The 14941-nt window shown below is 44.1% G+C and carries 16 protein-coding genes; 14 read left to right on the top strand and 2 right to left on the bottom strand.

What is annotated here, in order from left to right:
- Positions 1 to 230 precede the first annotated feature (230 nt).
- Positions 231 to 2474, top strand: a complete 2244-nt coding sequence (locus ACMXYS_RS11210; RefSeq protein ID WP_415896545.1) for an ABC transporter substrate-binding protein — start codon at positions 231 to 233, stop codon at positions 2472 to 2474.
- A gap of 64 nt (positions 2475 to 2538) precedes the next feature.
- On the opposite strand, the gene ACMXYS_RS11205 is transcribed toward ACMXYS_RS11210, so the two are convergent.
- Entirely contained in the window at positions 2539 to 3642 is a 1104-nt protein-coding gene (locus ACMXYS_RS11205) for a phosphoribosylaminoimidazolesuccinocarboxamide synthase (RefSeq protein WP_415883965.1), read from the bottom strand.
- A 106-nt stretch (positions 3643 to 3748) separates the two neighbouring features.
- Positions 3749 to 3967 (bottom strand): hypothetical protein, encoded by a 219-nt coding sequence (locus ACMXYS_RS11200; protein WP_415896544.1) that lies wholly within the window; start codon positions 3965 to 3967, stop codon positions 3749 to 3751.
- 289 nt (positions 3968 to 4256) lie between these two features.
- Between ACMXYS_RS11200 and ACMXYS_RS11195 the strand changes: the two genes are divergently transcribed.
- The 13 genes from ACMXYS_RS11195 to hypD are packed head-to-tail and all read left to right on the top strand — an operon-like array spanning position 4257 to position 14933.
- The gene (locus ACMXYS_RS11195; RefSeq protein WP_415883967.1) at positions 4257 to 4895 is read left to right on the top strand and encodes a HyaD/HybD family hydrogenase maturation endopeptidase; all 639 of its coding nucleotides are present in this window, start codon (positions 4257 to 4259) and stop codon (positions 4893 to 4895) included.
- A 17-nt stretch (positions 4896 to 4912) separates the two neighbouring features.
- Entirely contained in the window at positions 4913 to 5200 is a 288-nt protein-coding gene (locus tag ACMXYS_RS11190) for a HypC/HybG/HupF family hydrogenase formation chaperone (protein WP_415883968.1), read from the top strand.
- An 11-nt stretch (positions 5201 to 5211) separates the two neighbouring features.
- Positions 5212 to 5643 carry a hypothetical protein gene (locus ACMXYS_RS11185; RefSeq protein ID WP_415896543.1) on the top strand — a complete coding sequence of 144 codons (432 nt, stop codon included), beginning with the start codon at positions 5212 to 5214 and terminating at the stop codon, positions 5641 to 5643.
- Between the two features lie 12 nt (positions 5644 to 5655).
- The gene (locus tag ACMXYS_RS11180) at positions 5656 to 6525 is read left to right on the top strand and encodes a hydrogenase expression/formation C-terminal domain-containing protein (RefSeq protein ID WP_415896542.1); all 870 of its coding nucleotides are present in this window, start codon (positions 5656 to 5658) and stop codon (positions 6523 to 6525) included.
- Positions 6522 to 6746 carry a rubredoxin gene (locus ACMXYS_RS11175; protein ID WP_415896541.1) on the top strand — a complete coding sequence of 75 codons (225 nt, stop codon included), beginning with the start codon at positions 6522 to 6524 and terminating at the stop codon, positions 6744 to 6746. Before ACMXYS_RS11180 ends, ACMXYS_RS11175 begins: the two co-directional genes overlap by 4 nt.
- 1 nt (position 6747) lies before the next feature.
- The gene (hybE, locus tag ACMXYS_RS11170) at positions 6748 to 7284 is read left to right on the top strand and encodes a [NiFe]-hydrogenase assembly chaperone HybE (RefSeq protein ID WP_415896540.1); all 537 of its coding nucleotides are present in this window, start codon (positions 6748 to 6750) and stop codon (positions 7282 to 7284) included.
- Between the two features lie 8 nt (positions 7285 to 7292).
- Positions 7293 to 8414 carry a nickel-dependent hydrogenase large subunit gene (locus ACMXYS_RS11165; RefSeq protein ID WP_415896539.1) on the top strand — a complete coding sequence of 374 codons (1122 nt, stop codon included), beginning with the start codon at positions 7293 to 7295 and terminating at the stop codon, positions 8412 to 8414.
- An 11-nt stretch (positions 8415 to 8425) separates the two neighbouring features.
- Positions 8426 to 8758, top strand: coding sequence for a hydrogenase maturation nickel metallochaperone HypA (gene hypA / locus ACMXYS_RS11160; RefSeq protein ID WP_415884644.1), 333 nt, complete (start codon positions 8426 to 8428; stop codon positions 8756 to 8758).
- Complete coding sequence (gene hypB, locus ACMXYS_RS11155; RefSeq protein WP_415883974.1) at positions 8758 to 9681, top strand: hydrogenase nickel incorporation protein HypB; 924 nt, start codon at positions 8758 to 8760, stop codon at positions 9679 to 9681. Before hypA ends, hypB begins: the two co-directional genes overlap by 1 nt.
- Complete coding sequence (locus tag ACMXYS_RS11150; RefSeq protein ID WP_415883975.1) at positions 9681 to 11135, top strand: sigma-54-dependent transcriptional regulator; 1455 nt, start codon at positions 9681 to 9683, stop codon at positions 11133 to 11135. Before hypB ends, ACMXYS_RS11150 begins: the two co-directional genes overlap by 1 nt.
- Positions 11136 to 11146: 11 nt before the next feature.
- The gene (hypF, locus tag ACMXYS_RS11145; RefSeq protein WP_415896538.1) at positions 11147 to 13540 is read left to right on the top strand and encodes a carbamoyltransferase HypF; all 2394 of its coding nucleotides are present in this window, start codon (positions 11147 to 11149) and stop codon (positions 13538 to 13540) included.
- The gene (locus ACMXYS_RS11140) at positions 13531 to 13779 is read left to right on the top strand and encodes a HypC/HybG/HupF family hydrogenase formation chaperone (protein WP_415883977.1); all 249 of its coding nucleotides are present in this window, start codon (positions 13531 to 13533) and stop codon (positions 13777 to 13779) included. Before hypF ends, ACMXYS_RS11140 begins: the two co-directional genes overlap by 10 nt.
- Complete coding sequence (hypD, locus tag ACMXYS_RS11135; protein ID WP_415883978.1) at positions 13776 to 14933, top strand: hydrogenase formation protein HypD; 1158 nt, start codon at positions 13776 to 13778, stop codon at positions 14931 to 14933. Before ACMXYS_RS11140 ends, hypD begins: the two co-directional genes overlap by 4 nt.
- Positions 14934 to 14941: the final 8 nt, after the last annotated feature.

The raw sequence follows: 14941 nt of genomic DNA, 5'->3' as shown, positions 1-14941 counted from the left end.
ATTTAGATGTTGATCATTTTTTGTATGATTTATTATAGAAAATGTATGATTTTCATACGGTTAGTGTGTGATCGATAAAGAAATAAGCGTATGTTGGCCGGTCAAAAAAGTGGATAAGTTTTGATCTAATTTGATAATGGAATTTCCAATAAATTATACTTCCTAAGTTTTAATTCTTTTTCTCTGTTCTACACTAGAAAAGCGCATTACTGTTGTTTAAGGAATACTCAATGGGCATTATTGTTCGAGTGATCTTATTGTACTTTGTCGTTACCTCTGTACACGCCCAAGAACAAATAAGTTTGCAGTTGTTATGGAAGCATCAATTTCAATTCGCTGGCTATTACATGGCGATTGAAAAAGGTTTTTATGCAGAAGAAGGTTTAGATGTTTCATTAAAAGAGTTTGATTTTAGTATTGATTTGGTTGGAGAGGTGACCTCGGGAAAGAGCCAGTTTGGTGTAGGTCGTACCTCGTTGTTGATCGATAAAAACGCTGGTGCAGATGTGGTAGCAATGTTTGCTGCTTATCAACAATCGCCGTTGATGCTCCTTAGTCGAAAAGATTCAGGTATTTTGCTCTCGTCCGATCTAAAAGATCGCAAAATAATGATCACCAATGATGCTAAAAAGGTAGGTGAAATTATTGCGATGCTGTTGCAGGCAGGTATTACGATTTCGGACTTTGAACAGCAGCAACATAGTTACAACGTACAAGATCTTATCGACGGCAAAACGGATGCAATGGCCTCGTATATTTCTAATGAGCCTTATCTAATGGATCAGCAGGGGGTTGAGTACAATATTATCCACCCTAAGGATTACGGTTTTGATATGTACTCAGATATTCTGTTTACTTCTCGGGAGTACATTGAAAAAAAGCCTGAAATCGTCGACAAGTTTTATCGTGCCTCGATGAAAGGTTGGATGTATGCCTTTGATAATATTCAAGAAACTGCACAAGTTATTTTTGATAGTTATAATTCTCAAGGTAAAAGTATCGAAGCCTTGGTCTTTGAAGGGCAAGAGCTGAAAAAAGTTGCCTTTGATAAGGATGGTAACTTTGGCACGTTATCGGTGAACAAATTCAACGAGATGGCTCAGGTCTATCTCATCACTGGTAGTATTTTCCTTGGCTATGACTTCTCTGATTTTGTCTACCGCCCACCTAGTAATCTTTTTCGTCTAAGCCAAGCTGAATTGGCCTATATTCAAAATCGCGGCAAAGTTAAGGTCTGTGTTAATCCAAATTGGTATCCGTACGAGTCTTTCCAGAATGGTGGGCATGTAGGGATGGCGGCTGATTACCTCAGGTTAATCTTGGGTAACTTGAATATTCCCTTTGAGGTCATACCTACAAAAACCTGGAGTGAAACTATCCAGTTTGCTAGAACGGGCAGATGTGAGGTAATTGCTGGTGCTATGCAAACCATTAATCGTAGTAACTATCTGGCCTTTTCTCGCCCCTATTTAAGTGTTCCTGCGGTCGTTGCTTTGAGGGCCGATAGTGATGCGCAGTCATTGCCTAATATGACTATAGGTGTGGTCGATAAATCTGCGTTCCATGATATTTTGCGTGACCGTTATCCGGGTATGACAATCGTACCGGTCAGAGAAAATCGAGAGGGTATTCGGATGTTACTTTCTGCAGAAATTGATGGTTTCGTGGGGGGGCATACCAGTATTACTCATGTTCTGCGTTCCCAAAAGATAGACAGTATAGTGTTGAGTGATCAATTACGGGATAACTGGGATATAAGCGTCGCAGTTGTTCAGGATAGCTCTCCTTATTTGATGAATGCAATAAATAAGTCAATCGCGTCAATTTCTACTGAAGAGCATAAAAACATCTATCGACGATGGGCTCAGATCGAACATAAGCATTCTGTTGATTACCGCTTGTTGTGGGGGATTTTAGCGGTCGTTGCTGTATTGGCAGGTATCGGGTTATACCGCTACCTGCATATGCTCTCTTACAATAAAATGCTAAAGACTATTGCTGAAAAGGATGCGTTAACAGGGGTTTTGAGTCGAGGTAAACTGCGTACTGAGCTCGAAGAATTTACTTCGTTGGCGAAACGCCATGACTGGAAGTTATCGTTGATCTTTTTTGATATAGATGACTTTAAAGGGATTAATGACACCTATGGTCACGTTAAAGGCGATAAGGTTTTAACTGAATTAACCATGTTAGTGTCCGGTATGTCGCGTAAGACTGACCGCTTTGGTCGTTGGGGTGGAGAAGAGTTTCTTTTTTTGATGCTGGAAACAGATTTGCAAGATGCTGGTGCAATAGCTGAGAAGTTTAGAGGGGCGATAGAAAACTATGACTTTGGCCTACCTGACGCTGTGACCAGTAGCTTTGGGGTTGCTCAATATTCTAAAGGTGAGAGTATTGAGAGTTGGGTAGGGCGAGCTGATAGCGCCTTGTATCGAGCTAAAGGCGATGGTAAAAACTGTGTCCGAATATATTAGAATGGAACAAGAAAGGCCGCTTAAAGTAAGCGGCCTTTTTTTGAGCTGGCATTGTAACAAATGATCAATCGATCAATTGGTACTCATTGCGCAGAATCTCAATAATCTCCGCTTTAGGGTTATCAGATTGTTGTAGCTTTTGACCGATGATCTTCTCTGCAATGCCTACATAAGTGTCAGACACTTTCTGGATTAAAGAGGCTGGAAGCTCATTGTCGCGTGCAAGTGCGTAGCGCTCTTCCATACGGTCTTTATTTACTAGAATATCTGAGTCAGGGAAGTGGTTTAGAAGCTCCTGACGGAATACTTCTTTGGAGTTTTCAATCACTTCGCCTTCGCGATAGGCAGGTCCGTCCCAGATACGAGAGGAATCAGGCGTGCCAACTTCATCCATGTAGATAAGCTTTTCATTACCTTCAGCATCAGTGACATAACCAAACTCAAATTTGGTATCTACAAAGATCTGATCAAGCTTGCTTAGTTCACTGCTGATTACTTCAAAGCCTTCTTTCAAAAGCTTTTCATATTGTTCAACATCATCAGCTTGTAGGAACTTGAATGCTTCGAAATTATTGACGATGTCATTACGAGTAATGTTTACATCATCTACCTCGGGTACACCCGGAACACCTTTTAGAATGCCTTTGGTTGATGGTGTGATAAGTAGCTCGGGTAGCTTTTGATCTCTTTCTAGATCTTCAGCGATTTGAATGCCGCAGAACTCGCGCTCACCTTTTGCGTATGCACGCCACATGGAGCCAGTAATGTATTGGCGGCAGATCGCTTCGATCATAATAGGTTTTGCTTTCTGGACAATCCAAACCAGTGGGTGAGGAATATCTAGAATATGGCTGTCAGCAAGCCCGTTTTCGCGGAATCGTTTAAACCAGTGGTTAGATATTGCGTTTAGCGCAGCGCCTTTACCTGGTACGCCTTGCATGCCGCCTTGACCTGTCCAGATGCATTCAAAGGCAGAAATACGGTCACTGATCACCATGACTGCAAGTTCGGCACCTTCGTGAACGTTGTAGCCTTTCTCTTTGATTAGACGTTGGCTGTCTTCTTTAGTCAGCCAGTAAACAGAGCGAACCTTGCCGCTATGAACTGGTAGGTCAGTACGGATGGGAAGATCGTTATTAACAGCCAATACTTTATCAGCAAGACCCATGGAAAATGTCCTGTATCTAGAAATAAATCGTGTAAATGCTTTATGCGAGATAAAGCGTGAAAATCGTTTTGCTACAAACTATCACGTTACATTCATTAGATGCTATTTAGGAATAGCGCTTGGCATCGCGTAGCAGTGAGCTTAAATCTAAACCTTGTATATCAGCGAGTGCTTCCAAATCGTTGGAATTTCGCGGGGGTAGTTTCTTAAGTCGCTCTCGTTCAGCTTTCTTTTGTTCTACTTTCTGTAACAGCTTGTTATGAATGGCGTCCAATTGCTCTGATGAAAGTGAAGCGAGCCGACTGAATAACTCATCTTCAGTCATGTGGGAATTGATCACTCCGAAACAGCAAAAAAATCGAAAGACAGTATAGCAGAACTGGATGTTATACGACCAATAACTTATGTGAAATCCTATTAGTGGAAAGTAAGTTTTCAGTTTTGTTGAAAGTTGAGAGGATTTTTATTGTTTGGCTTTTGGTTTTTGTTTGCCTGTTTGCTTGAGAGTTAGGCGTTACGGGTGTTTTACCCATTATTAATGACTTGGCACATTCTTTGTAAATTGATTCTGCAATAACAAAAATAATTTCAAGACAGAGTCGGGTGTGCTGTAAATGATAGAAGATACGCTCTATCAAGATAAAAATGTGCTTATCCTCGGAATAGGCAATATCCTCTGGGCGGATGAAGGATTTGGTGTACGTTGCGTTGAAACGCTAAATCAAAACTACCGCTTTTCAAATAAAACCAAGTTAATGGATGGTGGTACACAAGGAATTTACCTTGTGCAACATGTTCAAGCCGCTGATGTACTTGTCGTGTTTGATGCCATCGATTATGGCTTGGAGCCGGGTACGTTAAAAGTCATCCATGATGATGATGTGCCTAAGTTTATGGGGGCTAAACAGATGAGCCTCCATCAAACTGGTTTTCAAGAAGTGTTGGCTATGGCTGAGTTTACTGGAAGCTATCCAAAGCACTTACTCCTCATCGGTTGTCAGCCTGTTGAATTAGAAGACTTTGGCGGCAGTTTGCGTGAATCTGTTCGCGTTCAAATTGAGCCTGCCATTCAGATTGCTTTGGCTTACCTTAAAAAATTAGGTGTTGAGCCAATTGGTGATAACTGCACTCCTGAAGAGTTAGCCCCAGGTGAGTTGGGGTTGAATTCGTATGAAGGTGGTCGTCCATCTGAATATGAAGCTTTTCGGCAGGGTGATCCACGATTTATTAAATCGACCGAAGGTACCAGTTAATGTGCCTTGGCATACCAATGAGAATTGTATGCTGTGATGGATTATCGGCGGAGTGTGAAAATGGGGATCAGATTGAGAGAGTCGATCTATCTCTATTAGGTGAACAGCCTACTGGAACTTGGGTTTTGGTTTTCCTTGGTGCTGCTAGAGAAGTATTGAGCGAGCAGCGAGCAGCCGAAGTTCGAAATGCACTCATTGCAGTTCAATCCATCATGCAAGGTGATGCTGCCGATGTTGATCGGTTGTTTTCTGATTTGATTGAACAGCCGCCGCAGTTGCCACCGCATCTTCAGAATAATAACTAAGAGAGCTGGATATGACTTCTCCACTGATAGAACAGTTGATTGTTGAAAGGGGCTATCCGCTCCTTAATGAAGAGAGTTTTGAGAGTTTCATTAAAGATCAAAAATACACCGTTTTGTTCTGTACAGAGCAGGCTCATCGTTTCCCAGAAAGTAACGATGTTGCAGTGATTCTTCCTGAGTTGGTAAAGCGCTTTCCAGAGCTAACGCCTGCGATTGTTGCGCCTGAGTATGAGAAGAAGGTTCAAGGGCGATACAACTTTACCGTTTGGCCCTCCTTAGTGTTTTTAAAAGAGGGGCGTTATTTAGGAACCATCAGTAAGGTTCAAGATTGGGATATCTATCTTGCCGAAATACCAAGCATTCTAGCGTTAGAACCTCGTCGCGATCCAGGTATTGGCATACCAGTGGTGGTTAATCCTGTTCAATCTGCTTGTGGTCAGTAAAAGGTGAGTAATATGGAAAACAATGGTATCCCTCTAGTAAATGTTCCAATGGGGCCGGGTAGCCAAGATGAAGGCGAAATGGTTTTGGACTATATGAAAATGCCTTCGGAAATGTATAGTTATGATATTCCCATCCTGCCTGAACCCGAGCAGGCCTCTGAGTGCCCTCAAGCACTGGCTGTATTAGAGCAACTGCAACATCACCTTAAAACTTATCGTATTGGTAATGAACCGCCAGTTATGTTGCTATCAGCGTTGCCAGAACCTGATTTAGATCTGATAAACCAGATTCTGGGTGAAGGTGAAGTAAGTTTGACTTTAACAGGTGAGACCGAAATTAAAGCGCAAGAAACCGTTTTAGCAGGTGTATGGCGCTTAAGAGAATTCGATAAAAACGGCGATGTTGTACGTGAATCTATTGAAGTTGCTGATGTGCCAAGTGTCAGCCGTGAGCAAGCTTTTCAATCAGGTCAGCCTTTGGATACTGGGCAGTTGCAGATTCCGGAAGGTGTGTTGAATGCTCCATCTGTACTGATTGAGATCGATGAAGCTTCAACGGTCTACAGTATACAAACTGAAAAACCTGAAGCGCCACATGTCATCAATCTATCGCTTCTGCCATTCTCGCCTCAGGATCATGCCTATCTGGATCAAGTGGTAAGACAAGGGCCAGTCACAATTCTATCTCGCGGTTACGGGAACTGTCGTATTACCTCAACTCAGATTGATGGGTTATGGCGAGTGCAGTATTTCAACAGTACCGATCAATTGATTCTAGATACCTTGGAAATCACCGATATTCCTCTAGTTGCTTGCGCTGCCCCAGAAGATCTAAGTGATTCGTATGAACGCTTGATCGAGATTCGTGAGGTTCTGGTATGACAAGCTATCAAGGATTCGAAGGCAGTTACTTAGGAGACAGTGATCGTATAGCTGATGATGCACGCCTAGAGTGCAAAATCTGCTGGCATGTCTATGACCCAGCAGCAGGGGATGATATTTGGCAAATCCCTGCTGGCACGCCTTTTAGCCAACTGCCTGATCATTGGCGCTGCCCCGAATGTGATGGCGAAAAAGATCAATTTATGGTCGTGGAAGGATAAAGTGGATTTCTTTCAACAGCTAAAAGCGAATTACGAACAGGTCGCGATCACGATGGTAGAGCTGGAGTTTTATAACCCCGCTTTGCAAGTTGAAGTTGTTGAAGGTGCTGTTTCAGAAGAGAGTAAGTTAGCTGTACTGATCACCCCTTGGTGTATGAACCTGATTCTGCTCTCTGAAGAAAATACAGAATATGATCAGGCTCAAGTGGGGAGCAAAAAGATAGTATTACTACCTTCGGGTAGCTATGAATTTTTGTATGCTGGAAGTGAGGCCTTAGGGGCGTACGGCAGTTGTTCTCTGTTTTCTCCAATGCTTGAATTTGCTGATCAAGAGGCCGCGGTTCTTACAGCAGAAGAGGTGCTGAAAGCAGTATTGAATACTGAAAATTGTGGTAAGACTGATCTGCAATTAGCTAAAGAAGCGCAAAAAAGAGAACAGGAAGAGAGAGCTGAAAACCAGAGTTTAGTTCGCGCCAGAACCAAAGAAGGTTTAAGTCGACGTAAATTTATGACTGCAGCCTTTGCAGATGAGCCTTAGGTGATTCTATGGATGGTAGTTTTAATCTTGCAGGTAAAATCAATGTTGGGGTGGACTATCTCGACGGGTGTATTCGCAACGTAAATGTTAAGTCCTCGCGGCCAACTGAATTAACGCGTCTATTAGAAGGTAAAAGCCCAAAAGAAGTAGTGCAGCGAGTACCTTTACTGTTCAGTCTCTGCAGTTGTGCTCAAACCATTGCAGCATTAACAGCGATTGAATCGGCACAAGGGAAAACATGTGATAGCGATGTATTGCAGGCTCGAAAATTATTACTGCTTGCAGAAACGACAAAAGAGTTAGGTCTGCGTTTAGGGCGTGATTGGTTAGGCAGCGAAAAGCTATTAAATTTGCCTGAGCTTTTAAATTGGTTTGCTGACTTTCGAACACGGCTGTCTTGGTGTTTGCGGTTAAATCCTTGTATGCCGGAAAAGCGTTTCCCGTTATCGCGATTTATTAGTGAGCTCGAGGGTATGTTGAAAAGCTTTACAGGGCCTGATGAACTGCAGTTTAAAGAAGCGGTATATGCGCAAAGCCAGACGCACCCGATCGGAAAAGCGGTTGCAGATCTGAGTGATAAATATGATGGCATTAGCTTAGGACCAGCTTGCCCTGAAATGGATCTGTCGAGTGACTATTTGGATTGGCAACTAAGCCTGAGAGGCCAAAGTTTCTGTGCCTTACCTCAAGGTGAAGGTGGTTGTTTCGAAACTAGCATCTGGACACGAAATTGTAAGCGTTCGATGATTAAAGAATCGAACCTACTTACGATTAATCCCATTGCTCAGAGGTTTTTGGCATTGTTGTTAGAGTTAAAAGCGATGCCTCATCGACTGCTACAAGTTGATGATGAAGAGTTGATTAGATCTGATAAGCCTGGTTTCGCTTGGGTGGAAGCGGCAAGAGGGGCTCTGATTCATCGAGTGACCATGACGATAAATCCCAATGGTGATGAGCAGATCAGTCAGTATCGGATTATTGCGCCAACGGAGTGGAATTTTCATCCACAAGGAACTCTTGTCAGTATGTTAGAAGGGGTAAAGGTCCCTGAAGATAAAGCAGCGGATTTAGTGGGTAAACTAATATTATCAGTAGATCCTTGTGTCGCTTATGAAGTTGAGGTCAATTAATCGTGCATGAGATGTCGATTGCAGAAGGCATTGTCCAAGTGCTGGAAGATCAAGCCAAAGAACAACAGTATGATCGAGTTAAAACTGTTTGGCTGGAGCTTGGCCCATTATCAATGATAGAAACAGAAGCGTTAACGTTTTGCTTTGAAGCGGTAACGCGCAGCACCCTAGCTGAGGGAGCTGAACTAAAAATAATAAAGATACCCGGTGAGGCATTCTGTATGCAGTGCTTGAAAAACGTTCCAATTAGTCAACGCTATGACAGCTGTCCGGAGTGCGGCAGCTACCAACTTCAGGTCGTCCAAGGGGACGAGATGCGAATTAAAGAGTTGGAGGTGGAATAATGTGTACGGTTTGCGGTTGCGGTGAAGGTAATGTAAAGATCGAAGGTCAGCATACACATGCGCATTCTCATCACGAGGGCGCTCATCATGATCATTCTCATAGCGAGCATACGCATCATCACGGGCATGATGACAATGTTATAGAGAAACAAGGTGAGGATCTGCATTTTGGTAAAGGTCCTGCTCATGCCCATGTGGCGGGTATGAGCCAAAGCCGAATGGTACAGATCGAGCAGGATATTTTAGGTAAAAACGATCGTTACGCTCAGATCAATCGCGCCCGTTTTGAAGCGCAAAGCCTGTTTGTATTAAACCTAGTCTCTAGTCCGGGGTCAGGAAAAACCACACTTTTAACCGAAACCATCAATCGCTTAAAAGAATCGCGTAAAGTAGCAGTGATTGAAGGTGATCAGCAAACGGCAAATGATGCTGATCGTATTCGAGAAACAGGCGTACCGGCAGTACAAGTAAATACGGGTAAAGGCTGCCATTTAGATGCTCATATGGTGGGTCATGCTTTAGATAACTTGGACGACCTACAAGGTGGCTTTCTATTTATAGAGAATGTCGGCAACCTTGTTTGCCCAGCAGCATTTGATCTTGGTGAAGCGCATAAGATTGCTATTTTGTCTGTGACCGAGGGTGAAGATAAACCACTCAAGTATCCAGATATGTTCCATGCTGCAGATATTATGATTCTAAATAAGACGGATCTGCTGCCTCATTTAGATTTTGATGTGGATAAATGTATTGAATTTGCTCGTCAAGTAAATCCAGACATTAAGGTATTGAAGCTATCCGCTAAATCCGGTGAAGGAATGCAGGAGTGGCAGGACTGGTTAGAGCAAAACCGAAAAGGGATGATTCAAACACGGATTGATCAGCTAAAGTCTGAAATCCAGCAGTTTGAGGCCCTTCTCTAATGCCGACTCGAAAAAGACCCTTAATATTGTGTGTAGATGATGAGGTACGTTCTTTAGAAACTTTAGAGCGTACCTTAGATGAAGAATTTGATGTTCTGACAGCGACAGGTGCGGATCAGGCGTTTCATCTGCTAGAGCAACATACATTTCATGCCATTCTCTGTGATCAGCGTATGCCAGGGAAGACCGGTGTAGAGTTTTTAACTGAGGTTCGTGAGCGTTGGCCGCAAACGGCACGACTAATCCTATCCGGTTACACTGATTCTGAAGATATCATTAAAGGCTTAAATGAAGCCGGAATCTTGCAGTACATCACTAAACCTTGGCACCCAGACAACCTTCTGCTTATTCTTCGTGGAGCTTGTCGTCTGTATGAATTACAGAATGAAAATGAACTACTGTCGATGGAGATGCGTCACTCCGCTTCTCAAGTAGAGCAAAATGTTAAAGAGAAAAAACAGCATCTCAAACAGACTTACCAATTGGATGAAATTCGCAGACATTCGACGAGTCCATTAAACGACCTGTGTGAACAGGCCGCGAAAATCGCTCCTTATGATGTCTCGGTATTGGTCACAGGCCCTTCTGGTGCAGGTAAAGAATTGTTTGCTCGCGCGCTTCATTACAACAGCTTACGAGCAGAGCGCCCTTTTGTAGTGGAAAACTGTGGTGCTATGCCGGATGAGTTGTTAGCTTCTGAGTTATTTGGTCATAAGAAGGGCTCGTTTACGGGGGCGATTACAGATCATGTTGGTTTGTTTGAACGCGCTGATGGCGGCACGATTTTTCTAGATGAGATCGGTGAAATTAGCCCCGCTTTTCAGGTGAAATTGTTACGTGTTCTACAGGAACGAGAAGTTCGTCGCCTAGGCGAACACCAGCGTAGAAAGGTTAATGTCCGTGTAGTGGCTTCTACCAATAGAGACTTGGAAGAGGAGGTTCGAGCGGGCCGATTTCGACAGGATCTATACTTCCGCTTAGCTGAAGTGACCCTTGAGTTACCCGCATTAGAACGTCGTGCAATGGATATTCCGGTGCTTGCTGAGGACTTTTTAGCCAAGTCTGTGCAAGAGTTTGATAAGCCTGCAAAAGGTTTTACAGAAGAAGCGTTAGATTGTATGCGTCGTTATTGCTGGCCGGGTAACGTTAGGGAGCTACAGAACGAAATTCGTCGCATGTTGGTGTTAGCGGAAGAGGAATGGTTATCTGCAGATCTATTGAGCCCTCGGGTGTTGAGAGCGGCTCCAGTTGAAGAGACTGCAGAAACAGAAGTGCTCGCATGCTTGGATGGCACATTAAAAGAGCGCATCGAAACCTTGGAAAAACGAATTTTAAGGGAAACACTCATTCGTCATCGTTGGAATAAAAGTCAGGCTTCAAGGGAGCTTGGATTGTCCCGAGTTGGACTTCGCTCCAAGCTGGAACGATATGGTCTGAATAAAGATTTCCATTAAAAGATCAGAGCATGAGTATGGCAGTTTCAGCGTTGCATATAGAGATTCGAGGTCAGGTCCAAGGGGTTGGTTTTCGTCCCTTTGTGTATAACCTCGCGCAACGCTTTGGGGTGATCGGATCTGTGGCGAATGGCCCAAAAGGAGTGAGTATCTTTGCTCAAGCCGATAAACTTCAACTTGATCAGTTTGTTTCTCAGTTGGCGTCTGAGCAACCTTCGATGTCAGAGATAGAATCTCTAGATGTTACCTCTATTGCAGTAGAACCAGGTCTGACCCAGTTTAAAATCATTCAGAGTGAGCAGGGAGATCTCGATCTTTCTGTTACACCGGACGCTGCTGTATGTCAGGACTGTTTAAGTGAGCTGTTCGATCCAAACAATCGCCGCTATCTATACCCGTTTATTAATTGTACTCACTGCGGCCCCCGCTACAGTCTAATCACAGCTTTGCCTTATGATCGTCCGAATACCACCATGGCAAAGTTTCAGCTGTGTCATCGTTGTGATTCGGAATATACCGATCCTGTGGATAGACGATTCCATGCCCAGCCTACTGCATGTGATGAATGTGGCCCACAACTCAGCTTTTATTCTGACGATGGGCAACAATTGCAGTGTGATGATCCAGTTGCGCAAACAATTGAATTGATCCAACAGGGCAATATAGTTGCGATAAAAGGTGTGGGAGGTTTTCATCTAGCTTGCGATGCTCGAAACCCAGAAGCAGTTAGACGGTTACGAGAGCGTAAACATCGCGATGAAAAGCCTTTAGCAGTCATGGCGGCTAACCCTGGATCTTTGCAGTCCTATGTTGAGCTAACGGATCAACGGGTACAAAGACTCAAAGCGATGGATGCTCCTATCTGCCTTGTACCAAAAAAACAAAACTCTGATTCATTACCTGAAGAGTTAGCACCTGATCAAGCGTGGCTAGGTGTGATGCTACCTCATTCGCCTCTACATTATTTGCTGTTTTACAAAGCTGCAGGCAGCCCAGACGGAATTCAATGGCTCGCGGAAAAACAGGATCTACTCTTGGTAATGACCAGCGCAAACCGCAGTGGCAACCCTCAAGTAATCGACAACGCAGAAGCGCTAACTCAACTGCAGGGGATAGCTGATGGCTATCTGATGCATGACCGTGATATTCACACCCGTTGCGATGATTCTGTAGTGTCGATGTTTGCTGAACAAGGTGGTGAGCTGGTTAGGCGTGGCCGTGGATTGTCGCCGCAATATATTAAGTTACCTTTCGAAGCTGATGCGCAGTTACCTTCTGTTTTGGCGGTTGGCGCATATTTTAAAAATACGATCTGCTTAACCAAAGGCAATCGAGCATACGTATCGCAGCATATAGGTGATCTTGATAACCCTGAGTGTTGCCGCCAGCTCAATCATACCGTCGAGCAATTAAGCGCTATGTTGGACATCAAACCTGAACTCGTGGTTGCTGACCTGCATTCTGAGTTTTACAGCACGGGGTTTGCGCAACGTTTTAGCAAGCAGCATCAGATCCCTATGTTGAAGGTACAGCATCATCACGCTCATATTGCTGCAGTTGTAGCAGAGCATGGCATTAAAGAGCCTGTCATTGGTTTAGCCCTAGATGGTTTGGGCTTGGGTGATGACGGTACGCTATGGGGCGGAGACTTATTTAAGGTTCATAAAGCTGATTATCAGCGCCTATCCAGTTTGAACCCAATTCCTCTGCCGGGAGGAGATAGTGCAGCAAAAGAGCCATGGCGGGTAGCTTCAGGTGTATTGTTTCAGTTAGATCGAGCAGAGCAGATTGAAGAACGTTTTGGTGATCACAAAGCGGCTGCAATGATCAGCCAGCTGTTACAGAAAAATATTAATACGCCAATGACCACAAGTGCAGGGCGTGTATTTGATGCTGTCGCTGCTTTATTGGGACTGAAAGAGAAAAATAGCTACGAGGCGCAAGCAGCCATGGCGCTTGAATCCGCAGCTTATCGTTACCTTAAATTACAGCCATGGCCGAACGAATCATTACTGATTGATACGAAGCAGTCTCCTTTAAATTTAGAGCCATTATTTGCCCGTCTGCTTGATTGTGAGGATCAAGGGTATGGTGCAGCCTTGTTTCATCAGCAGCTAATTACAGCGTTATCTCGCTGGGTGGCTGATAGCGCAGTAAAAGAAGGGATCAATAAAGTTGTCTTAGCGGGAGGCTGTTTTTTAAATCAGCTCCTGCTTCAAGGAATTACCGAGCAGTTAGAAGCTCAAGATTTACAAGTCGTTACGGCTCGAAAACTGCCATGTAATGACGGTTCTATATCGCTAGGGCAAGCGCAGATCGCGTTAGAAAGAGCTAACTTGGCTCGTCAAAACATGCATAAGAACGACAAGAACAAGAACAATGAGAGAGAGTCGCTATGTGTTTAGCCATCCCTGTTCGTATTGAAGAAATTATTGATACCGAGTCTGCAATTGCAGATATAGGTGGGGTGAGAAAAGAGATCAATATAGCGCTGATTGCCGATCTGGCCGTAGGAGACTACGTCATCATGCACGTAGGCTATGCGCTTAATAAGATAGATCCAGAAGAAGCTGCGAGAACCCTAGCGTTGTTTGCAGAGTTAGACGAACTTGAGCAGCAACAAGCGATAGAGGCATCACAATGAAGTATGTTGATGAATATCGCGATGGCGCACTAGCTCAAGAGATTGCAGCCAAGATTAGTAAAGAGGTCGATCCTGATCGGGATTATCACTTTATGGAGTTTTGTGGCGGTCATACCCATGCAATCTTCCGCTATGGGATTCCTGATCTGCTACCTAGCAATGTGAAAATGATCCACGGCCCAGGTTGCCCTGTGTGCGTATTGCCGATTAATCGTTTGGATTCAGCTATCGAATTGGCGGTTACTCATAAAGTTATTCTCTGTTCTTACGGCGATATGTTGCGTGTGCCGGGTTCACGTAAACGTAGTTTGCTAAAAGCTAAAGCGGAGGGTGCGGATGTACGGATGGTGTATTCCTGTATGGATGCGCTGCGTATTGCGCAAGATAACCCAGACCGAGAGGTCGTGTTTTTTGCCATAGGTTTCGAAACGACAACCCCGCCGACCGCTCTAGTGATTCGACAGGCACAAAAACTAGGTTTGAAGAATTTTACCGTCTTTTGCAATCACGTTCTGACTCCTGCAGCGATCAGTAACATTTTGGAGTCCCCAGAGGTAAGAGAACTGGGCATTCTGCGCTTAGATGGTTTTGTCGGACCGGCTCATGTAAGCACTGTGATTGGTTCACAGCCTTATTACTATTTTGCCGAAGAGTATCAAAAGCCTGTAGTCATTGCTGGGTTTGAACCTCTGGATGTGTTGCAGGCGATCTTAATGTTAGTGCGGCAGGTTAATGATGGTCGTGCGGAGATTGAGAATGAATTTTCGCGTGCAGTGACTTATGAGGGCAATGTCCAAGCGAAATCCATCGTGGCAGATACCTTTGAGCTACGCCGCTCATTTGAATGGCGTGGCTTGGGTGTTGTGCCTTATAGTGCTTTGCGTATTAAAGATGCCTTTGCCGAATTTGATGCCGAAAAGCGTTTTACGGTTGAGTATCGCAGTACACGAGAAAACAAAGCTTGTGAGTGCGGCGCGATCTTACGCGGCGTGAAATCTCCACGGGATTGCACTTTGTTTGGCGATCCTTGTACACCAGAGAACCCTTTAGGGTCTTGTATGGTATCCAGTGAAGGTGCTTGTGCGGCTTATTACAGCTACGGTCGTTACCAAGAAAATACCTTCGCATCTGATAAAACCCACCCCGCAGCCTGATTTAGAGA

Source organism: Neptuniibacter sp. QD57_21, assembly GCF_047778075.1.
GTDB lineage: Bacteria > Pseudomonadota > Gammaproteobacteria > Pseudomonadales > Balneatricaceae > Neptuniibacter.
Note: the sequence above shows the minus strand (reverse complement) of the source record. Positions and strands in the feature narration are given on the sequence as shown.